The sequence below is a fragment of the Aggregatibacter sp. Marseille-P9115 genome (assembly GCF_920939465.1).
GTDB classification, from domain to species: domain Bacteria; phylum Pseudomonadota; class Gammaproteobacteria; order Enterobacterales; family Pasteurellaceae; genus Aggregatibacter; species Aggregatibacter segnis_B.
The window spans coordinates 1,565,310-1,584,993 of the sequence record NZ_OV100759.1 but is presented as its reverse complement, the minus strand read 5'-3'; the positions used below and the strand labels follow the sequence as shown (position 1 = coordinate 1,584,993).

Annotated in this window: 22 protein-coding genes and 1 riboswitch; of the genes, 12 read left to right on the top strand and 10 right to left on the bottom strand. The window is 41.9% G+C overall.

Annotated features, from left to right (window positions below):
• Positions 1 to 30 precede the first annotated feature (30 nt).
• The 7 genes from coaE (at position 31) to LQ983_RS07615 (ending at position 4,969) form a co-directional block, all read left to right on the top strand.
• The gene (gene coaE, locus LQ983_RS07645) at positions 31 to 654 is read left to right on the top strand and encodes a dephospho-CoA kinase (protein ID WP_230622236.1); all 624 of its coding nucleotides are present in this window, start codon (positions 31 to 33) and stop codon (positions 652 to 654) included.
• Positions 644 to 859: a DNA gyrase inhibitor YacG gene (gene yacG, locus LQ983_RS07640; protein ID WP_230622235.1), complete on the top strand. Its 216-nt coding sequence runs from the start codon at positions 644 to 646 to the stop codon at positions 857 to 859. Before coaE ends, yacG begins: the two co-directional genes overlap by 11 nt.
• Complete coding sequence (locus LQ983_RS07635; RefSeq protein WP_230622234.1) at positions 856 to 1,128, top strand: GNAT family N-acetyltransferase; 273 nt, start codon at positions 856 to 858, stop codon at positions 1,126 to 1,128. Before yacG ends, LQ983_RS07635 begins: the two co-directional genes overlap by 4 nt.
• Positions 1,129 to 1,269: 141 nt before the next feature.
• Positions 1,270 to 1,400: riboswitch (glycine riboswitch) on the top strand.
• A 106-nt stretch (positions 1,401 to 1,506) separates the two neighbouring features.
• Positions 1,507 to 2,883, top strand: a complete 1,377-nt coding sequence (locus LQ983_RS07630; protein ID WP_230622233.1) for a sodium:alanine symporter family protein — start codon at positions 1,507 to 1,509, stop codon at positions 2,881 to 2,883.
• 233 nt (positions 2,884 to 3,116) lie between these two features.
• Positions 3,117 to 3,440, top strand: a complete 324-nt coding sequence (raiA, locus tag LQ983_RS07625; protein ID WP_006719151.1) for a ribosome-associated translation inhibitor RaiA — start codon at positions 3,117 to 3,119, stop codon at positions 3,438 to 3,440.
• 80 nt (positions 3,441 to 3,520) lie between these two features.
• Positions 3,521 to 4,246 (top strand): hypothetical protein, encoded by a 726-nt coding sequence (locus LQ983_RS07620; RefSeq protein ID WP_230622232.1) that lies wholly within the window; start codon positions 3,521 to 3,523, stop codon positions 4,244 to 4,246.
• A 159-nt stretch (positions 4,247 to 4,405) separates the two neighbouring features.
• A complete protein-coding gene (locus LQ983_RS07615; RefSeq protein ID WP_230622231.1) occupies positions 4,406 to 4,969 on the top strand; it encodes a DUF5358 domain-containing protein in 564 nt (187 codons plus the stop codon).
• A gap of 83 nt (positions 4,970 to 5,052) precedes the next feature.
• Here the strand turns inward: LQ983_RS07615 and mnmE are convergent, their stop codons facing one another.
• From mnmE to rpmH, 5 genes are all read right to left on the bottom strand, one after another.
• A complete protein-coding gene (gene mnmE, locus LQ983_RS07610; protein WP_230622230.1) occupies positions 5,053 to 6,408 on the bottom strand; it encodes a tRNA uridine-5-carboxymethylaminomethyl(34) synthesis GTPase MnmE in 1,356 nt (451 codons plus the stop codon).
• A gap of 198 nt (positions 6,409 to 6,606) precedes the next feature.
• Positions 6,607 to 8,238 (bottom strand): membrane protein insertase YidC, encoded by a 1,632-nt coding sequence (gene yidC / locus LQ983_RS07605; protein ID WP_048749384.1) that lies wholly within the window; start codon positions 8,236 to 8,238, stop codon positions 6,607 to 6,609.
• The gene (yidD, locus tag LQ983_RS07600) at positions 8,238 to 8,501 is read right to left on the bottom strand and encodes a membrane protein insertion efficiency factor YidD (protein WP_006719157.1); all 264 of its coding nucleotides are present in this window, start codon (positions 8,499 to 8,501) and stop codon (positions 8,238 to 8,240) included. The genes yidC and yidD overlap by 1 nt, the downstream gene beginning before the upstream one ends.
• Positions 8,456 to 8,824 (bottom strand): ribonuclease P protein component, encoded by a 369-nt coding sequence (rnpA, locus tag LQ983_RS07595; RefSeq protein WP_230622229.1) that lies wholly within the window; start codon positions 8,822 to 8,824, stop codon positions 8,456 to 8,458. Before rnpA ends, yidD begins: the two co-directional genes overlap by 46 nt.
• Positions 8,825 to 8,836: 12 nt before the next feature.
• Positions 8,837 to 8,971, bottom strand: coding sequence for a 50S ribosomal protein L34 (gene rpmH / locus LQ983_RS07590; protein ID WP_005539760.1), 135 nt, complete (start codon positions 8,969 to 8,971; stop codon positions 8,837 to 8,839).
• Positions 8,972 to 9,393: 422 nt separating this feature from the next.
• Between rpmH and dnaA the strand changes: the two genes are divergently transcribed.
• The 3 genes from dnaA to recF are packed head-to-tail and all read left to right on the top strand — an operon-like array spanning position 9,394 to position 12,946.
• Positions 9,394 to 10,755, top strand: a complete 1,362-nt coding sequence (dnaA, locus tag LQ983_RS07585) for a chromosomal replication initiator protein DnaA (RefSeq protein ID WP_230622228.1) — start codon at positions 9,394 to 9,396, stop codon at positions 10,753 to 10,755.
• A 10-nt stretch (positions 10,756 to 10,765) separates the two neighbouring features.
• A complete protein-coding gene (gene dnaN / locus LQ983_RS07580; RefSeq protein WP_230622227.1) occupies positions 10,766 to 11,866 on the top strand; it encodes a DNA polymerase III subunit beta in 1,101 nt (366 codons plus the stop codon).
• Between the two features lie 3 nt (positions 11,867 to 11,869).
• On the top strand, positions 11,870 to 12,946 hold the full coding sequence (gene recF / locus LQ983_RS07575) for a DNA replication/repair protein RecF (protein ID WP_230622226.1): 1,077 nt from the start codon (positions 11,870 to 11,872) through the stop codon (positions 12,944 to 12,946).
• Positions 12,947 to 12,990: 44 nt separating this feature from the next.
• Here the strand turns inward: recF and LQ983_RS07570 are convergent, their stop codons facing one another.
• Positions 12,991 to 13,746 carry a class I SAM-dependent methyltransferase gene (locus tag LQ983_RS07570; RefSeq protein ID WP_230622225.1) on the bottom strand — a complete coding sequence of 252 codons (756 nt, stop codon included), beginning with the start codon at positions 13,744 to 13,746 and terminating at the stop codon, positions 12,991 to 12,993.
• A gap of 178 nt (positions 13,747 to 13,924) precedes the next feature.
• Here LQ983_RS07570 and sodC point away from each other — a divergent pair, with 178 nt between their 5' ends.
• Positions 13,925 to 14,494: a superoxide dismutase family protein gene (gene sodC, locus LQ983_RS07565; protein ID WP_048749375.1), complete on the top strand. Its 570-nt coding sequence runs from the start codon at positions 13,925 to 13,927 to the stop codon at positions 14,492 to 14,494.
• 165 nt (positions 14,495 to 14,659) lie between these two features.
• Entirely contained in the window at positions 14,660 to 15,079 is a 420-nt protein-coding gene (gene psiE / locus LQ983_RS07560) for a phosphate-starvation-inducible protein PsiE (protein WP_006719180.1), read from the top strand.
• A gap of 84 nt (positions 15,080 to 15,163) precedes the next feature.
• Here the strand turns inward: psiE and era are convergent, their stop codons facing one another.
• Genes era through lepA form a run of 4 tightly spaced genes read right to left on the bottom strand, consistent with a single transcriptional unit; the run spans position 15,164 to position 19,577 of the window.
• The gene (gene era / locus LQ983_RS07555; RefSeq protein ID WP_109431989.1) at positions 15,164 to 16,069 is read right to left on the bottom strand and encodes a GTPase Era; all 906 of its coding nucleotides are present in this window, start codon (positions 16,067 to 16,069) and stop codon (positions 15,164 to 15,166) included.
• On the bottom strand, positions 16,066 to 16,746 hold the full coding sequence (gene rnc, locus LQ983_RS07550) for a ribonuclease III (RefSeq protein ID WP_230622224.1): 681 nt from the start codon (positions 16,744 to 16,746) through the stop codon (positions 16,066 to 16,068). The genes era and rnc overlap by 4 nt, the downstream gene beginning before the upstream one ends.
• 1 nt (position 16,747) lies before the next feature.
• A complete protein-coding gene (gene lepB / locus LQ983_RS07545; RefSeq protein ID WP_111305232.1) occupies positions 16,748 to 17,770 on the bottom strand; it encodes a signal peptidase I in 1,023 nt (340 codons plus the stop codon).
• A gap of 10 nt (positions 17,771 to 17,780) precedes the next feature.
• Complete coding sequence (lepA, locus tag LQ983_RS07540) at positions 17,781 to 19,577, bottom strand: translation elongation factor 4 (protein WP_111305231.1); 1,797 nt, start codon at positions 19,575 to 19,577, stop codon at positions 17,781 to 17,783.
• Positions 19,578 to 19,684 lie beyond the last annotated feature (107 nt).

Here is a 19,684-nt window from a genome sequence, read left to right as displayed (position 1 = left end):
CGCCACTGTTAATTATACAAAGGACATAACATGACATATGTGGTTGGGCTAACGGGAGGGATCGGTAGTGGTAAAAGCACTATTGCCGAATTGTTTGCTGAGCTTGGTGTACCAATCATTGATGCCGATCTTGTTGCTCGTCAAGTGGTAGAAAAAGGTTCACCGTTATTGGCAAAAATTGCTGCCCATTTCGGGCCGGAGATTTTACTTGAAGACGGCGCGCTCAATCGCGCAGCCCTGCGAGAAAAGATCTTTGCCAATGAAACGCAGAAAGACTGGCTGAATCAATTATTGCACCCCGCCATTCGTCATGAAATGTTGCGACAACTCGCCGCACAACAGGCGCCTTATTGCATTTTCATGGTGCCGTTATTAATTGAGAATAATTTGACCGCACTTTGTCAGCGAATCTTAGTCGTTGATGTGTTAGAGCACACCCAAGTAGAACGAGCCTGCCAACGGGATAACAATCAAGTTGAGCAGATTAAACGCATTATGCAATCTCAGGTGAGACGCCAAGAACGTTTAAAATATGCCGATGATGTCATTAATAATAACGAAGACCTTATTGCCAGCCTGCCTCAACTCAAACAAAAAGTGCTAGACTTGCACCACCTCTATTTACAACTCGCGGAGAAATTCAATGAGCGATGATATCTTTAAAGTCCCTTGTCCAATTTGCCACAAAGCCGTCATTTGGTCAGAACAAAGTCCTTACCGCCCTTTTTGTAGCAAGCGTTGCCAGCTTATTGATTTAGGTGAATGGGCGGCAGAAGAAAAGGCAATTCCATACGAAACCGCCGATTTTGCCGCTAACGGCCTATTAAATGAAGACAATGATTGGGTAAACCACTCATGAAAATTCAGCACGAGAAAAACGCCGACCAAGGAACATTTTTTGTGTTAGACGAAAAACAACAACCTGTTGCCAAGCTCACTTATTTTTTCATTGACGACCACACCATCAACGCCAATCACACTTATGTGTCGGAAACATTACGTGGGCAAGGTGTAGCCGACAAGTTATATCAAGCCTTAATCACGTTTATTCGAGAAAATCAGCTCAAATTGGTGCCTACCTGCAGTTATATTGCAAAAAAATGGCAACGCAACCAACGGCATGATTGAGATCTTAAAATTATATTGCTAGAATTTATCGCACTTTATGTGCAAGCATAAATTGTTCGGACGAAGGTAGCTGGAGAGCGGGGAATTGACCCCACGCCGACGAGGTAAAATCTTTCAGGCGCGATGGCAGGGACTGTTACTGGACGAACCCTTGGAGAGATCCAAGGTACTTTTCAAGTTTGACTTGAAAGTACTCATGGACGCCGAAGGCGCAAAGAAGCGGAATATTCACCGCTTTTCAAACGCTCAGGCAAAAGGACAGGGGCAGAAGATTTCGGTGAATATAACATACTCAATTTATTGAGTTATTTCCTATTTTATCTATCCGTAAAATTCTTTCCGCCTCCTTGTAATCAGGTTATTTACGAGGAACCATCAATGACATTCGAAAATATTTTATCTGCAATAGACTCCTTTATATGGGGCCCGCCTCTACTCATTTTATTATCCGGTACCGGATTATATTTAACCCTTCGCTTAGGCTTTATTCAAATCGTTCAATTGCCTCGTGCCTTACGCTATTTGTTTAAACGCGATTCGGGCTTACAACAAAAAGGGGATGTTTCTTCTTTTGCCGCCTTGTGTACCGCACTTGCCGCCACCATCGGCACAGGGAACATCGTGGGCGTTGCAACAGCAGTACAAGCCGGTGGCCCGGGTGCCATCTTCTGGATGTGGTTAATCGCATTGCTTGGCATGGCGACCAAATACGCAGAATGTTTGTTAGCCGTTAAATATCGTGTACGTGACAAAAACGGTTTTATGGCTGGCGGTCCGATGTATTACATTGAACGCGGTCTTGGTTTGGGATGGCTAGCAAAACTCTTTGCTCTATTTGGCGTACTCGTTGCATTCTTTGGTATCGGCACGTTCCCGCAAGTCAACGCCATCACCCATGCGATGCAAGATACTTTCAGCATTCCCGTCAGTATCACTGCGGCTATCATCACTCTGTTAGTAGGCTTAATTATTCTTGGTGGAGTAAAACGTATCGCGTTGGTGTCATCCTACATCGTGCCATTTATGGCAGTCTTTTATGTTGCGACATCCATCATTATCATTCTGTTAAATTTAGACAAAATTCCGACCGCACTTCAATTAATAATTCACAGCGCATTCAATCCGGAAGCCGCATTGGGCGGTGCATTAGGTTTTACTGTGATGAAAGCCATTCAATCCGGTGTGGCACGGGGGATTTTCTCCAACGAATCCGGTTTAGGGAGTGCTCCGATTGCTGCGGCTGCCGCACAAACTAAAGAGCCAGTACGTCAAGGCCTAATTTCCATGACGGGTACATTCTTAGATACGATTATCGTCTGTACTATGACGGGTATTGTTTTAGTCCTAACCGGCGCGTGGCAAACGCCAGGCATGGAAGGTGCTGTCGTGACCAACTATGCATTCTCTCAAGGTTTAGGCTCTTCTATTGGCGCAACGATTGTTACCATTGGACTCCTGTTTTTCGCCTTTACGACCATTCTTGGCTGGTGCTATTACGGTGAACGTTGCTTTGTTTATTTGGTGGGAATCCGAGGTATTAAACTCTACCGTATCGCATTTATCGCATTAGTCGGCTGTGGCGCATTTATTCATTTAAATCTCATTTGGATTTTAGCGGATATCGTCAACGGCTTAATGGCGATTCCAAACTTAATTGCCTTAATCGGCTTGCGCAAAGTGGTTATTGAAGAAACGAAAGACTATTTTTCACGCCTCAATGCCAATCAGTTTGACCAAGACGAAATGACCCAATAATAAAAAAGAAAGCGGATATTAAATATAATATCCGCTTTCTTTAACTTGCCCATCATAGCAACTTATCTCCGCAAAAAAAGCATCTTTTCCCAATTTTCAGACCTGGATCATATTTTTAAACTTTTCTTTTTAAACAACCTAAAAAGCGCTTGAAAATTAAAGGCAAGGTTACTATGTTGTAACTAAGGATTTCAACTGGGTCTCAGACCCCATTCACATAAGAGGTAAATGCTATGACATTAAATATTACCAGTAAACAAATGGATATCACCCCTGCAATCCGTGCTCACGTTGAAGAACGACTTGTCAAACTGAATAAATGGCATACCCAACTGATCAATCCTCACTTTATTTTAAACAAAACGCCTAAAGGCTTTTCCGTTGATGCCTCTATCGGCACTCCATTTGGTAACCTCATTGCCAGCGCGGAGGCAGAAGATATGTATAAAGCGATCAACGACGTTGAAGAAAAACTTGAGAAACAGCTCAATAAATTACAACACAAAGGCGAAGCCCGTCGTGCTGATGAACGTTTGAAAGATTCGTTTAACGAATAAAAAAACACCTGTAAAAATGACCGCACTTTTAAAAGAGTGCGGTTTTTTTGATTATCAATAATCAAATTTTAGGAGAAAGAATGAAAATCTTAAAATTCAGTACGCTCGCCTGCTCGATCATGACATTAATCGCCTGTGCTCACGCCAATACCCCAGGAAAAAATAGCGATGGCTGGAATGCGTTTGAAGATATTTCTACCGGTGTACATGAACGTCACTACGTTGATTTAGACAGTCAAATCAAATCGATTTCTTTTGAGAAAATTGCCGGCGCACCCGATAGCGATATGAAAAAGCCCGTCTTAAAAGCACGGCGAGGAAGCAAAATTCTTGGTGAAATTTATCAACAAGAATTCAGTGGTAACAGGCTGATTCCGGTGATGTATTTACACAATGGAAAATCAATGAATCCAAGTAACGAACAAGATCTGAAGAAATTAGCCAATGCTAAAACATTTGAATATTATGAATTTGGTCAAGGACGTTTAAGCCATGCTGTTTTTACAGCGAAGAACGGTATTTGTCAGGATTTCAAAACGCAACAAGGCGTGCATTTCAACATGTCTAGCAATTATTATGATCTAGAGAAAAACACCTCCTCTGTTGATAATTACCTCACGTATCAACTCAACGGAATGTATGCCAAAGGCACGTTTAGTATTGATGAATACTCTGCGGGTGTCATCAGTGAAGACAAGAGCTTTGTGGAAAAATACACCGACTCCATCAAACAAAATGGCGATAAATTGCCTAACGCCAACGCTGCTGAAAAAGGTCGTATGATTGAACAGGTGATTTGCCACTAATTTTTTCTCTTATAAAAGTGCGGTGATTTTCTAGCGTAATTGATCCCGAAAATCCACCGCACTTTTTGCTTTCCATAAACAAATCATTTGTAAATGGCATGCTTATTGCTAGAATACGCAGCGTTTTTTTGTAATGTATCAAGTTATAAAGGTTTAACCATGTTAAAGAAATTTATTTTTTCGGGTGTCATTTTATTCCTTACCGGTTGCTCATTATTTGGCACCAAGCAGGCTCCAATTCCCGGTGAGTATGCCGGCGCAGATTATTTGTTATCCGACGATAATGCACAACGTTGGGTATTCGCCAGTAAACAAGCGGAACAATGTATCTATCCAAATTTAACCCGTATTTTGCAACAGCACTTTCCAAAAGAAGATGCTTACATTCACTCACAATATATTTTCTTCTATCCGCTAGAAAGCGTCATTGGCGAGAAGTATGTAAAAATTATTCAAGACGATGAAAAATCCATGAATTACGCCACTTACCAATATAAGAAATTTAGACAGGATAAAGTGGAAGACATGGACAAAGCACAATGTGAGATGTTAAGAAAAAATGCTGCTGATGATTTAGAAGTGGTAAAAGGACAATATAAAAACGGCATGATCGAAGTTCAGAAAAATCCTGATGGCACCACAAAATCCGCTGATGGCGTGGCAACTAACCAAAATAAATTCTTCTTCGATATTATCAAATGGGGCTCTGCGCTCTTACTCTAGTCAACATAAACAAAAATACCGATGGAAAACCATCGGTATTTTTATACCTGAAAAATGCAGTCAAAACCGACCGCACTTTGCCTCTATTTCCCGATACAAAACGAACTAAAAATATTCGTGAGCAAATCATCAGAGGTAAACTGGCCGGTAATTTCACTTAAGGCATCTTGCACCATACGCAACTCTTCCGCCAACAATTCACCGGCATGGAATTGGGTTAATTGAATGTGTCCTGTCTGTAAGTGTTGTGCCGCCTGTTCTAAGGCTTCCAAATGGCGACGGCGTGCTAAGAAGCCCCCTTCGATACCCGTTTGATACCCCATCGCTTGTTTTAAATGCTCACGCAATAAATCCACGCCTTGCTGAGTTTTGGCGGACAAATTGACGACCGTATAACCATCTTGCTCATATAAGCGTTCCGTTTCACCGGTTAAATCCGCTTTGTTGCGAATAATAGTAACCGGAATAGTGTTCGGTAATTTTGCCAGAAATTCCGACCGCACTTTAGCTAAATCTTGCTCGGCATCGCTGCTGTCCAGCATCAATAAAATACGATCCGCCTGTTCAATTTCATTCCATGCACGCGAAATACCAATGCGCTCCACCTCATCTGTCGCATCACGTAACCCCGCGGTATCAATAATATGCAATGGCATGCCATCTAAGTGGATATGCTCGCGCAACACATCCCGTGTGGTACCGGCAATGTCTGTGACAATAGCCGCTTCACGTCCGGCAAGAGCATTCAATAAACTGGATTTCCCGGCGTTAGGGCGACCGGCAATGACCACTTTCATCCCTTCACGCAAAATAGAACCTTGTTTCGCTTCGGCACGCACCTGATCCAACTGCGCAATAATGCCATTCAAATGTCCTTCAATTTTGCCATCGGCAAGAAAATCGATTTCTTCATCCGGAAAATCAATCGCCGCCTCGACATAAGTACGTAAATAAATAACCGAATCCACAAGCTGATTCACTTTATTGGAAAACTCACCTTGCAACGATTTCAGTGCTGAACGTGCTGCCTGTTCGGAGCTGGCATCAATTAAATCGGCAATCGCTTCCGCTTGGGCTAAATCCAATTTATCGTTCAAAAATGCCTGCTCAGAAAACTCGCCTGGGCGTGCCAACCGAATGCCATCAATAAGCAAAATCCGTTTTAGCAATAAATCTAATACAACCTGTCCGCCGTGCCCTTGAAGTTCAAGCACGTCTTCACCGGTAAAGGAGTTTGGCCCTTTAAAATACAATGCAATCCCTTGATCTAACACGGTGCCATCCGCATCTGTAAAGGGCAAATAATCTGCCATACGTGGTTTGGGGCACTTTCCTAATACCGCTTGTGCCACATCAGTGGCCTTCGGCCCTGATACACGTAAAATGCCAATACCGCCACGTCCTGGCGCAGTGGCTTGAGCTACGATTGTTTCTTTCATAAGTCTGCTCTCAAAACGTTTAATATTTTCTTCACAAGGCCACTTGTTTCCCCTAATTGGGTCGTTGACAGAACCAACAGTCAAAAAGCGTTGCGTTTTGTAACCGCACTTTATGACGCAAAAGTGCGGTCATTTTTTCGTGCATTTTTTAATTAAAATAAAAGGCACAATACGTGCCTTTTAATTCTCTAGATTTCACTATTTTTTATGACGGGTATGTAACCCTTTTTTCTCTAAACCACGATAAATCAGTTGTTGTTGGATAATCGTGATCAAGTTAGACACCAACCAATAAAGTACCAAACCTGCTGGGAACCAAAGGAAGAACACCATAAAGATTAACGGCATGAAGTTCATGATTTTTTGCTGCATCGGATCGGCAACCGGTGTCGGAGACATTTTTTGCAACAGGAACATGGAAGCGCCCATTAAAATCGGTAGGATGTAATACGGATCTTGCGCAGACAAGTCTTGAATCCAACCAAAGAACGGTGCGTGACGTAATTCAACAGCTTCCATAAACGTCCAATACAAGGCAATGAAAATTGGCATTTGTAACAAGAGCGGTAAACAACCACCTAATGGGTTTACTTTCTCGTCTTTGTAGAGTTTCATCATTTCTTGGCTCATACGCTGACGATCTTCACCGAAACGTTCGCGCATTTCTTGCAATTTAGGTTGCAACATGCGCATTTTAGCCATTGAGGTATATTGTGCTTTTGTGAGCGGATATAAAATCGCTTTAACCACTAAGGTAACACAGATGATCGCCACACCCCAGTTGTGAACTAATTGTTGAATGAATGTCAGCAACCAGAATAATGGTTTTGCAATAAACCACGCCCAACCGTAGTCCACAGTGAGATCTAAATGATCTGCAACTTGTCCCATTTCATTTTGTAATTTTGGACCGGTCCATAATTTGCTGGTTAATTTCTCGGTTGTATTCGGTTGAATCGCAACAACCGGACCGCGATACCCAATTGAGCCGATGTTGTTGGCTTTATCTGTCAAAGTATAAAGTTGATTATCGGCATCTTGGTTAGGAATCCAAGCAGAAACGAAATAATGTTGTAACACCGCAACCCAACCGGCTTTGGTATTCACTGATAAATTGGCATTTTCCATGTCACTGAAACTGTATTTTTTATAATTAGTTTCAGAAGAAGAATAAGCACCACCGGTATAAGTTGGCATCGCCACATTACCGGAGCTATCAACTAAAGTATGTCTTAACTGACCATAAGGCTCAACTTCAATCGTTTTATCACTTTGGTTATTAATTTCATAATTGACTGCAATGTCATATTCACCGCGTTTCAATACGAAAATTTTACGGTAAGTCACGCCCTCTTTTTGATAAACCAAAGGAACAATTAATTCATTTTGACCATCGGCTAATTTGAAGTTTTCACCCTCAACTTGATAATCAGCACGACCTGCTTTCGTATCAATACCATCTTTACCGATTAAACCGCTTTGAGCGATATAAACGTGTTCAGGTGTATTTTGTAACAATACAAATGGCATGTTGGAATCTAGTTCAGCATCATATTTCAACAATTCAGAACTAATAACATCCCCACCTAAGGTATTAATTTTCAAACGGAATACATCATTTTCTAAGGTAATCACTTTACCTTTTACTTGGGTATCCGTTGCGATGACTGTATTGCTCCCAGTAGAAGAAGCCGGCACATCCGAAGTGGATGTCACAGTTTGCTCAGTTGCCACAGGTTTTGGCGTGTGATAATCAAGTTGCCATTGCTGATAAACAATAAAAGACATAAAAAGTAGTGCAATGACCAACAGGCCGCGTCTTGAATCCATTATTTATTCTCTGTTTTGTTATTATTGATCTTGGGTGGAACGGGATCGTACCCACCCGCGTTTAAAGGATGACATTTTAATATACGTTTAACCGTAAGCCAACCACCTTTTACCACTCCATGCGTTTTTACAGCATCAATACCATAGCAAGAACAAGTTGGTGTGAAACGACAGCGGGGGCCAATTAATGGACTGATAACGATTTGATAAAAACGAATTAATCCAATAAGGATTTTTGCGCCAAACGAATGTGTCTTTGCCATAATTTATCCAGCGTTTGCCATAAAGTGCGGTTATCTAAGCGGCCGATTCCCTGTTTTGCTACAACAACAAAATCATAATTCGGTAAGTAATGCTGTGCTAAACGAAAAGATTCACGGCATAACCGTTTAATACGATTACGATCATGGGCTCGTTTGAGATGTTTTTTCGCCACAGTTAAACCTAAGCGAGGATGCTCAAGGTGATTTTTACGGGCAAGAATAGTGATTTCAGGTGAACTAGCGCGGAACGGCTGTTGGAAGACGTATTTAAAATGTTCGGGAGTTAACAAACGTAACTCCCTAGGAAAGTTTAGCTTAACCACATTAATATGCGATTAGGCAGATAAACTTTTACGACCTTTAGCACGACGACGAGCTAAAACTTGACGGCCATTTTTAGTTGCCATACGAGCACGGAAACCGTGAGTACGGCTACGTTTTAATACAGAAGGTTGAAATGTGCGTTTCATTATAATGTACCTAAGTCAAATAGTTTCAGTAACTGTTTCTACTTTAAACGTTGGGAAACGTTTAAATAAACAAAGATTATCAAAAAATAAGGAACGGAATTGTAATCATAAATTCAGCGTTCGTCAAATGAGATTAAGGAAAAAACACGGCAACTCGTTCATTTTTCCATCACTCACAGCATTTAAAAGCGAGGCGATTATACGGTTTTGGCTAAAAATGGCAAGCAACCTTTTTTGCTTTTTTTAGAGCCAGATAGCAGATCTTTTTCCTCCGTTATTGTAAAATGACCGCCTTTCCAACCGCACTTTATTGCCAAAAACTCGGCCGTCAAACAAGTAATACCTATATAAAACAATAAGATAAAAGGTTGGCAAGGTAATCGAAGGAAAACTATAAACCAATTAACAAGGGATATATTAACGTGGAACACCAGCCGAATTCTCTGTGGCAAAATTGCCTGTTGCAACTACAAGATAAAATTCCTACGGACGATTTCAAAATCTGGCTCTATCCGTTGCAAGCTGAGACTAGCGCAAGCGGTATCTTACTTTATGCATCAAATGCTTTTGTGCAAAAATGGGTGATTGATAACTATCTTCCTTTAATTACTGACATTGCTCGTCAAACCAGTGCAAACCCTAATCTTAACGTATCCGTTATTGAAGGCATTAAACCCACCGCACCAAAAGTAGAGAAACCTACGAAAAAACAAAGTGCGGTCGGTTTTTCGGAAGAAAAAAGCACAAATAAAACACCTTACCACTCCAACCTAAATACCAAATTGGTTTTCGAAAATTTCGTTGAGGGGAAATCCAACCAACTGGCGCGCGCTGTAGCGCAAAAGGTCGCAGATAATCCCGGCGAACAAACCTCGAACCCGCTCTTTTTATATGGTGGCACAGGCTTAGGTAAAACCCACTTATTGCACGCTATCGGTAACGGCATTATCGCCAATAATCCGGAGGCGCGCGTCGTGTATATTCACTCCGAGCGTTTTGTGCAACAAGTTGTAGCTTATATTCGTGACAATAAAATGGAAGAATTTAAAAAATTCTACCGTTCTTTAGATGCCCTGTTAGTGGATGACATTCAATTTTTCAGCGACAAAGAAAAAACCCAAGAAGAATTCTTCCATATTTTCAATACCTTATTTGAAGGTGGTCGCCAAATTATTTTGACTTCTGACCGTTATCCACGGGAAATTGAAAAAATTGAAGAACGTCTAAAATCGCGCTTTGGTTGGGGGCTCACAACAGCCATTGAACCGCCGGATCTTGAAACCCGTGTCGCCATTTTAATGAAAAAAGCGGAAGAAAATAACGTGGATTTACCCCACGATGTAGCGTTTTTTATCGGACAAAAATTACGTACTAATGTACGTGAACTAGAAGGCGCCTTAAACCGAGTAAAAGCCATGCAGGAATTTAAAGGCGAACCGATCACCATTGATTTTGTGCGTGAAACCTTAAAAGACATGTTAGCGTTACAAGATAAACTGGTAACCGTAGACAATATTCAGAAAGTAGTTGCTGAATATTACCGCATTAAAGTATCCGATTTAAAATCCAAAAATCGCTCTCGCTCAGTGGCTCGCCCACGACAAGTGGCAATGGCACTGGCAAAAGAATTAACTAACCGCAGCCTACCGGAAATTGGCAAATCCTTCGGTGACCGCGATCATACCACTGTTTTACACGCCTGTCGCACGATTGCCGGTTTCCGCGACACCGATCCGAATATTCAAGAAGATTGGGCTAACTTAATCCGAACTTTATCCGTATAGGAGTCACCAGATGCAATTTATTATTTCCCGAGAAAATTTATTAAAACCGTTGCAACAAGTGTGTGGCGTATTAAATAGCCGTCCGAATATTCCGGTGTTAAATAACGTCTTATTGCAAATTGAGAATAATCAATTAAGCATTACCGGTACGGATTTAGAAGTCGAACTTTCAACCCAAACGCCATTACTTCATGCAGAACAAGATGGCAAATTTACAATTCCGGCAAAGAAATTCTTAGATATTTGTCGTAGCTTGCCGGAAAATGCAGAAATTACCGTCACATTTGAAGAAGATCGCGCTATTGTGCGTTCTGATCGCAGTAAATTTAATTTATCCACCTTGCCGGCGGAAGATTATCCAAACCTCACAGATTGGCAATCAGAAGTGGATTTCACCCTTGAGCAAGCGACACTACGCCGTTTAATTGAAGCCACTCAATTTTCCATGGCAAATCAAGACGCGCGCTATTTCTTAAATGGTATGAAATTTGAAACGGAAGGTAATTTATTACGCACCGTCGCAACCGATGGGCACCGTTTAGCGGTTTGTACTATTCCATTAGAACAAGATTTACAGACTCATTCAGTGATTTTACCGCGTAAAGGTGTGTTAGAACTGGCACGTTTGTTGGAGCCAAGCGAGCAACCGGCGCGTTTGCAAATTGGCACAAATAACCTACGTATTCAATTAAATAACATCACATTCACATCAAAACTCATTGACGGTCGTTTCCCTGATTATCGTCGTGTGTTGCCACGCAATGCAACCCGCATCGTTGAAGCGAGTTGGGAAACCTTAAAACAAGCCTTTGTACGCGCAGCAATTTTATCTAACGAACGTTTCCGTAGCGTACGCTTACAACTCAGTGAACATCAACTAAAAATCACCGCGACCAACCCGGAACAAGAGGTGGCAGAAGAAATTATCGATGTATCTTACAGTGGCGAAGAAATGGAAGTGGGCTTTAACGTCAGCTATATTCTTGATGTGTTGAATGCGTTGAAATGCAATCAAGTGCGTATGCGCTTAACCGATGCTTCTTCCAGCTGCTTAATTGAAGATTGTGAAGACGCCAGCGCAGAATATGTGATTATGCCGATGCGCTTATAATGTATGGCGATTTCACGTTTAACCGTTGAAAATTTTCGTAATTTACAAGCCGTGGATCTGGAATTAGATCACGGCTTTAACTTTTTGGTCGGCAACAACGGCAGCGGCAAAACCAGCTTGTTGGAAGCCATTTTCTATTTAGGTCACGGACGCTCTTTTAAAAGTGCGGTCAGTAATCGGATTATTTCTTACGATCAACCGCACTTTACCCTCTTTGGGCAAATTCAAGAACAGCAACATCAATGGTCGGTAGGTTTACAAAAGCTACGCCAAGGCAACACGCTCGTAAAAATCAATAGCGAAGACGGCAATAAAATTTCCGACCTCGCACACTTGCTCCCTATGCAAATCATCACGCCGGAAGGGTTAAATTTGCTCAATGGCGGCCCAAGCTATCGCCGTGCCTTTCTGGATTGGGGCTTATTTCATCATCACGTGAGTTTTTATAATCTGTGGGCGAGTTTAAGCCGTTTACTCAAACAACGAAATGCCGCCTTACAGCAAGTTTCCGGTTATCAACAAATGAAAATTTGGGATGTGGAATTAGTCAAACTTGCTGAGCAGGTAAGCCAGCTAAGATCTGAATATGCACAAGCCTTGCAACCGGAAATTGAACAAACTTGCCGTTTATTCCTGCCGGAACTCGACATCGGCGCGAGTTTTCATCAAGGCTGGGAAAAAGAACAAAACTACGCAGAATTGCTAGAGCGTAATTTCGAACGGGATCGTGCATTAGGCTATACGGTTTCAGGCCCGCAAAAAGCTGATTTTCGTTTTAAAGCCAATGGATTGCCGGTGGAAGATATTTTATCGCGTGGTCAGCTAAAATTATTAATGTGCGCCTTGCGTTTGGCTCAAGGTGAACATTTGATGCAACAAAAACAACGCCATTGTATTTTCCTTATTGATGACTTTGCCTCCGAGTTGGATCAAACTAAACGCAGTCTTCTCGCCGAACGCCTACAAAACAGTGGATCACAAGTTTTTGTCACCGCCATTACACAAAACCAGCTCAAAGAAATGCAACCGAAAAAGCACCGCACTTTTAAGATTGAGTCAGGCAAAATTGAATTGTTATAAAGAAATTAGCCTCCAGTTTGGAAGGCTAATCTCAAGAGAGTAGATCACTTCTGACTACAAACCGCAATAAAATGTAATTTACGTTCAGGGTCATTAAAAGTGCTAAACATTTTCTTAAACTGCTCACGATTTTCTGCTTTAAGAGCATTTTTTATGATTTTTAATGTACCTAACACGCCTTCGTCATAAATCATTCCTTTTGGCGACAACAGTGTCATCTCTCCAGAAAAAGTTTCGATATTACGAAAACCACTGTCTAAAAACACTTGTTTCCAACCGTCTTTGGTTAATGGCGTGACCGTCACATTGATGGCATTGCGCATATTTTCCAAAATGGTTTTATGGTCATCGCCCACTAACATCACATCATGAGTCAGCAAAAAGCCACCCGGTTTCAATACGCGAAAATATTCAGCAACTGCCTTCATTTTAGCCTCAACAGGCAGCATGGTGAGCATGGCCTCATTAATCACAATATCAAACGTATTGTCTTCAAAAGGTAATTTCATCGCATTGGCGCGTTGCACATGAATTTTGTCCTGCAAGTTATTCGCTGCAATATTGGCCTTGGCTTTTTCCAAGGCGTTTTCATCTAAATCAACACCTTCAATCCGGCAACCATATTGCTTCGCCAATCCAATGGCGGTGGTACACATATTACAGGCCACTTCCAGTACTTTTTTATCTTTATTAAAATCACCGCTTGCAATTAACCAATCGGTGGCTTTACGACCGCCCGGACGCAAACGGGTTTTACCTAAACGTGCCAAAAAATTATGACCGACTTCATCTTTAGCCATCTGATTTCTCCTAAATAAAATAGCAACGATCTTTATTATAAATAAATCTCATTTCTATTAAAGAAAAAAGATAAAAAATTCAAATGTCGTTGATAGTCAATAACATTCTAAAAATGCTCGATTTATGCCTTATTTTAGTTAGAATATAAAAGATTTTTAACATAAAAGGAGTAAACCAATGAAATTTAAAACTCTCTTAGCCGTAAGCATCAGCGCAATCTGTGCTGCAAGCATGGCGAACGCCCATGAACACAAACACGATCACATGGCACCTGCCGGTGCTTCTATTGAAGTAAAAGTACAACAACTTGACCCGGTTAACGGTAATAAAGATGTGGGTACTGTTACCATTACCGAATCCAACTACGGTTTGGTCTTTACACCAAACTTAAACGGATTAGAAGCAGGTTTACATGGCTTCCATATTCACCAAAACCCAAGCTGTGATCCGAAAGAAAAAGACGGTAAATTAACTGCAGGGCTTGCTGCAGGCGGTCACTGGGATCCGAAAGAAGCCAAACAGCATGGTTTCCCATGGCAAGATGATGCGCACTTAGGCGATTTACCGGCATTAACCGTATTACATGATGGCACAGCGACTAACCCTGTTCTTGCACCGCGTATCAAACACCTTGATGACGTTCGTGGTCATTCTATCATGATCCACGTGGGCGGCGACAACCACTCTGACCACCCTGCTCCACTTGGTGGTGGCGGTGCACGTATGGCCTGCGGTGTAATCAAATAATTAATAATGAAAACAAAAAGGCTGACAAATGTCAGCCTTTCTTTTTATAAAAGTGCGGTTAAAAAATCCGATATTTCTCGCTAATCAAATCTATTTACCCTTATCCTCTCTTGTTTTAGAATACGCACCCTTTGAATCTCGTTATAAAATGAAGGAAAGTAAACTATGGAAGAATCTCAACAACTAGAAAAACTCCCCCAAGTGGTCACCGGAATATTAAAAATCGTTTTAAGCTCTGCGCTAATTGCGTTAGCCTTTGTACTTATTATCGCCCTCGTCAAAATTACGTATTCTTTGGCAATGATGGTCTTAAATACCTCAACCATTGTGCCTTATAACGTTGCTGAACAAGCGGTCATGTTTTTCCTCTATTTCGGTTTTATCGGTCTTATCGTGCAATATTTCAAAAGCGGTTACCATTTCCCTCTGCGTTATTTTATTTACGCCGGTATCACCGCCATGTTGCGTCTGATCATCGTCAATCACGAAAGTTCGGTAGATACCCTTCTCTTCGCCTGCGCCATTTTAATTATGGTAATCGCGTTATGCTTAGTGCTCTATTCCAATAAATTAAGAAATATCTAAAATAAAAGTGCGGTCAAAAAACAATTTGATTTTCCACCGCACTTTAAAGATAAAAAAGGTGAGCCCGTTGCTCACCTTTTTACATTACTCTTCCATATATCCTAGGCTACGCAAGGCACGTTCATCGTCTGCCCAGCCGGATTTCACTTTCACCCAAAGTTCCAGATGGACTTTATTATCAAATAAACGCTCCATATCTAAACGGGCTTCCGTACCGATTTTTTTCAATTTTTCACCTTTGTGACCGATAACGATTTTTTTCTGTCCGTCACGCTCAACCAAAATCAGGGCATTAATTTCATACGTACCGCGCTCGTTCACCTTAAATTGCTCAATTTCCACGGTCACAGAATAAGGTAATTCTTCCCCCATAAAGCGCATTAATTTTTCGCGAATGATTTCCGATGCCATAAAACGTTGCGAACGATCAGTGACATAATCTTCCGGGAAATGGTGTACACCCGGGCGCAAAGACTTACGCACGATGTTTTCAATCACCTCTAAATTATTCCCTTTTTCAGCAGAAATCGGCACGATATCGGTAAAGGTAAATTTACTGCTGATTTCCGTAATAAATGGCAATAAATCATCTTTATTCTTAATGTTATCGATTTTATTAATGGCAAGTACAACCGGCACATTTGTTTTGCGAAGTTTATTAAGCACCATTTCATCGTCATCATTCCAATGAGTGCCATCCACCACAAAAATGACTAAATCCACATCAGTGATCGCACTGCTGGCAGCACGATTCATTAAGCGGTTGATGGCCCGTTTTTCCTCAATGTGTAGCCCCGGTGTATCCACGTAAATTTCTTGATATGGACCTTCGGTTTTAATGCCTACAATACGATGACGGGTCGTTTGCGCTTTGCGCGATGTAATAGAAATTTTTTGTCCGAGAATTTTATTCAGTAAGGTGGATTTCCCCACGTTCGGACGACCTACAATGGCAATAAAGCCACAATACGTTTCAAGTTGTTCTGTCATTTGATATTTAACTCTTGAAGAATTTGTTCTGCTGCCGCTTGTTCTGCTTTACGACGGCTGGAACCTTTACCGATAAAAGTGCGGTCATTATCTGAAATGGAACACTCCACAATAAATAATTGGTTATGGGCTTCCCCTTGAATACTTACCACATGATAAGTGGGTAACGGTTGGCGATTGCCTTGTAAATATTCCTGTAAACGGGTTTTGGCATCTTTTTGATTGTCGCCCGGTTTAATCGTTTCAAGGAGCGTTTGATACCAACGATTCACGATCTGTGTCGCATGACTTAAGCTGCTATCCAGTGAAATGGCCCCAATAATCGCTTCAACACAATCCGCTAAAATAGATTCACGGCGAAAACCGCCACTTTTTAACTCGCCTTGCCCAAGGGATAAATAATCCCCCAGTTGAAAATCGCGAGCAAGAATGGCTAAGGTTGGCTCACGCACCAAGGTCGCGCGCATCCGGCTCAACTCGCCCTCATTGCATTTGGGAAACTGGTGAAACAAGGCTTCTGCAATGGTTAAATTCAAAATGGCATCGCCTAAGAACTCTAGGCGTTCATTGTGATTATGCCCTGCACTACGATGGGTAAGTGCTTGCTTAAGCAAGGCGACATCTTGGAAATGATAGCCAATTTTTCGTTGTAAACGATCTAAGTTATCTTCTCGCATATTATTGAATTTTCTGGAACAAGCGCTCGGTGCGAACGCCGGTTGGCCATTCATCCTGTTCTTTCTTTAAACTCAGCCAAATATAGGTCGCTTTACCCACAATATTTTGTGACGGCACAAAGCCCCAAAAACGGCTATCTTCACTGTTGTTACGGTTGTCCCCCATCACAAAATAGTGATCTTCCGGTACAACCCATTCCGTTACATAATTTTCTTGTTTACTAAAGGCTTTATAACGATACCCTTCGTTAATAGGCTGTGGATACCAGTGAATGGCGTGTACCACATCCCCCGTTTCAACGGTTTCTAACGGCGCCGGGCCATATTGCACTTTTCCGCTGTGATCTCGCCCTAAAATAAAACGGAAATTGTCATTAGGTTCAGGTTGGGTATAGCTGAATTCTTTGATATTGCAATCTGCTAAACACTCTTTACCGTCTTTGGCGTAAACCAAGGTTAAATGACGATTGGCTTCATTATAAATCACGCGATCGCCCGGTTTGCCGACAATACGTTTTATATAGTCTGTGCTTGGTGATTCCGGCGCTTTGAACACAATCACATCACCACGTTGCGGCTCGCCCATTTTCACAAGGGTATTTTGGAAAATCGGATCTTTAATACCGTAATCAAATTTGTTCACCACGATGAAATCACCAATGCGTAGCGTTGGTTCCATGGAGGAAGAGGGAATTTGAAACGGCTCAAAAATAAACGAACGCACAATTAACACAAAAGCCAACACAGGAAACAGAGAAGCAACAAATTCGGAACTTTCGGAAATCGGTTCAATGTTGTTTTTTTCTTCATCACTGAGGCTTTTGCCACTGCGTTGCTCTAAACGAGAGATTTGTCTGGCGCGCTTCGGCAATACCCCAAAACGTAAATAACACCAGACGGCACCTGAAAGTGCGGTGAAAATAATCAGTAAAATAGAAAACGTATTAGGCAACTGAAAATGATCCAACACTTTCCATAAACCGTATCCAATCGCGATTAAAATAATCGTAAATAAGTTCGACATTGCTACTTCCTTATTTATCTTTTCCTACATGTAAGATGGCTAAGAACGCTTCCTGCGGCACTTCCACGTTACCGAGCTGTTTCATCCGTTTCTTACCTTCTTTTTGTTTTTGCAATAATTTTTTCTTACGGCTCACGTCGCCACCATAGCATTTTGCCAACACGTTTTTACGCAATTGTTTCACGGTGGAACGGGCAATAATGTGGTTACCAATTGCGGCTTGAATCGCAATGTCAAATTGTTGGCGCGGAATTAATTCACGCATTTTTTCCACCAACTCACGACCACGATACGGTGCGTTGTCTTTGTGTACGATTAATGCAAGAGCATCCACGCGCTCGCCATTAATCATAATGTCCACGCGAACCATATCCGCGGTCTGGAAGCGTTTGAAACCATAATCTAAAGAAGCATAACCGCGCGATGTAGATTTGAGACGATCGAAGAAGTCCAATACCACTTCACCCATCGGAATTTCATAGGTCAACGCCACTTGGTTGCCGTGGTAAACCATGTGTGTTTGCACCCCACGTTTTTCCACACACAACGTAATCACGTTGCCTAAATAGGCCTGTGGTAACAACATGTTACATTCCGCAATCGGTTCGCGAATTTCTGCGATATTGTTCAGCGGAGGCAGTTTTGACGGGCTATCAACATAAACCACCTCGCCATTAGTCAATTCCACTTCATAGACTACAGTTGGTGCGGTCGTGATTAAATCTAAGTCATATTCCCGCTCCAAACGTTCCTGAATAATTTCCATGTGCAACAAGCCAAGGAAACCACAGCGGAAACCAAAGCCAAGTGCGGTGGAATTTTCCGGTTCATAGAACAGGGAGGCGTCATTTAAACTTAATTTACCGAGCGCGTCACGGAAGGCTTCGTAATCGTCAGAGCTGATTGGGAATAAGCCCGCGTAAACCTGCGGCTTAACTTTCTTAAATCCCGGTAATACGGAACTCGCCGGCGTGTTATGGTGAGTTAAAGTATCCCCCACCGGAGCGCCTAAAATATCTTTAATGGCGCAGACCACCCAACCTACTTCGCCACAATTTAAGACGGTGGTATCCACTTGTTTTGGCGTAAAAATCCCTAAACGATCAACGTTGTAAGCCTGTCCTGTGGACATTACTTTGATTTTATCGCCTTTGCGTAACGTCCCGTTTTTAATACGAACCAAAGACACCACGCCTAAATAATTATCGAACCAGGAGTCAATAATTAACGCCTGTAATGGCGCATTCGGATCACCTTCCGGCGAGGGAATTTTGGCCACAATTTCTTCTAATACATCTTCAATGCCCACACCGGTTTTTGCAGAACAACGCACCGCATCAATCGCATCAATACCTACGATATCTTCAATTTCCTCAGCAACACGTTCAGGTTCTGCGGCAGGTAAGTCGATTTTGTTTAAAATCGGTACCACTTCCAAGTTCATTTCAATGGCTGTATAACAGTTTGCCAAGGTTTGCGCTTCTACACCTTGTCCGGCATCCACCACCAATAAAGCACCTTCACAGGCGGCAAGAGAGCGGGATACCTCATAAGAAAAGTCAACGTGTCCAGGTGTGTCGATAAAATTCAGTTGATAGGTTTCGCCGTCTTTGGCTTTATAGTTCAACGTCACACTTTGAGCTTTAATCGTAATCCCGCGCTCACGCTCAAGATCCATCGAATCCAACACTTGCTCCTCCATTTCGCGATCAGACAAACCGCCACAAGTTTGGATTAAACGATCCGATAAGGTAGATTTACCGTGGTCAATATGGGCAATAATAGAAAAGTTGCGAATATTCTTCATAAATAGGTAAGTTTTCTCATTCAAAAGTCATAAAATTTAACTGGCGGATTGTACCCGAAAAGTGCGGAAATCGCTAGAAAAGAAAAGGAAAAGTGCGGTCAGTTTTT

Excerpts from the sequence above, each read along its gene's own strand:
- mnmE (WP_230622230.1), bottom strand. The coding sequence starts at position 6,408 with ATGAAAGAAACAATCGTAGCTCAAGCCACTGCGCCAGGACGTGGCGGT.
- lepB (WP_111305232.1), bottom strand. The coding sequence starts at position 17,770 with ATGTCGAACTTATTTACGATTATTTTAATCGCGATTGGATACGGTTTA.
- yacG (WP_230622235.1), top strand. The coding sequence starts at position 644 with ATGAGCGATGATATCTTTAAAGTCCCTTGTCCAATTTGCCACAAAGCC.
- lepA (WP_111305231.1), bottom strand. The coding sequence starts at position 19,577 with ATGAAGAATATTCGCAACTTTTCTATTATTGCCCATATTGACCACGGT.
- dnaN (WP_230622227.1), top strand. The coding sequence starts at position 10,766 with ATGCAATTTATTATTTCCCGAGAAAATTTATTAAAACCGTTGCAACAA.
- yidD (WP_006719157.1), bottom strand. The coding sequence starts at position 8,501 with ATGGCAAAGACACATTCGTTTGGCGCAAAAATCCTTATTGGATTAATT.
- LQ983_RS07620 (WP_230622232.1), top strand. The coding sequence starts at position 3,521 with ATGAAAATCTTAAAATTCAGTACGCTCGCCTGCTCGATCATGACATTA.
- yidC (WP_048749384.1), bottom strand. The coding sequence starts at position 8,238 with ATGGATTCAAGACGCGGCCTGTTGGTCATTGCACTACTTTTTATGTCT.
- psiE (WP_006719180.1), top strand. The coding sequence starts at position 14,660 with ATGGAAGAATCTCAACAACTAGAAAAACTCCCCCAAGTGGTCACCGGA.
- coaE (WP_230622236.1), top strand. The coding sequence starts at position 31 with ATGACATATGTGGTTGGGCTAACGGGAGGGATCGGTAGTGGTAAAAGC.
- LQ983_RS07635 (WP_230622234.1), top strand. The coding sequence starts at position 856 with ATGAAAATTCAGCACGAGAAAAACGCCGACCAAGGAACATTTTTTGTG.
- raiA (WP_006719151.1), top strand. The coding sequence starts at position 3,117 with ATGACATTAAATATTACCAGTAAACAAATGGATATCACCCCTGCAATC.
- LQ983_RS07630 (WP_230622233.1), top strand. The coding sequence starts at position 1,507 with ATGACATTCGAAAATATTTTATCTGCAATAGACTCCTTTATATGGGGC.
- LQ983_RS07570 (WP_230622225.1), bottom strand. The coding sequence starts at position 13,746 with ATGGCTAAAGATGAAGTCGGTCATAATTTTTTGGCACGTTTAGGTAAA.
- rpmH (WP_005539760.1), bottom strand. The coding sequence starts at position 8,971 with ATGAAACGCACATTTCAACCTTCTGTATTAAAACGTAGCCGTACTCAC.
- LQ983_RS07615 (WP_230622231.1), top strand. The coding sequence starts at position 4,406 with ATGTTAAAGAAATTTATTTTTTCGGGTGTCATTTTATTCCTTACCGGT.
- sodC (WP_048749375.1), top strand. The coding sequence starts at position 13,925 with ATGAAATTTAAAACTCTCTTAGCCGTAAGCATCAGCGCAATCTGTGCT.
- rnc (WP_230622224.1), bottom strand. The coding sequence starts at position 16,746 with ATGCGAGAAGATAACTTAGATCGTTTACAACGAAAAATTGGCTATCAT.
- recF (WP_230622226.1), top strand. The coding sequence starts at position 11,870 with ATGGCGATTTCACGTTTAACCGTTGAAAATTTTCGTAATTTACAAGCC.
- era (WP_109431989.1), bottom strand. The coding sequence starts at position 16,069 with ATGACAGAACAACTTGAAACGTATTGTGGCTTTATTGCCATTGTAGGT.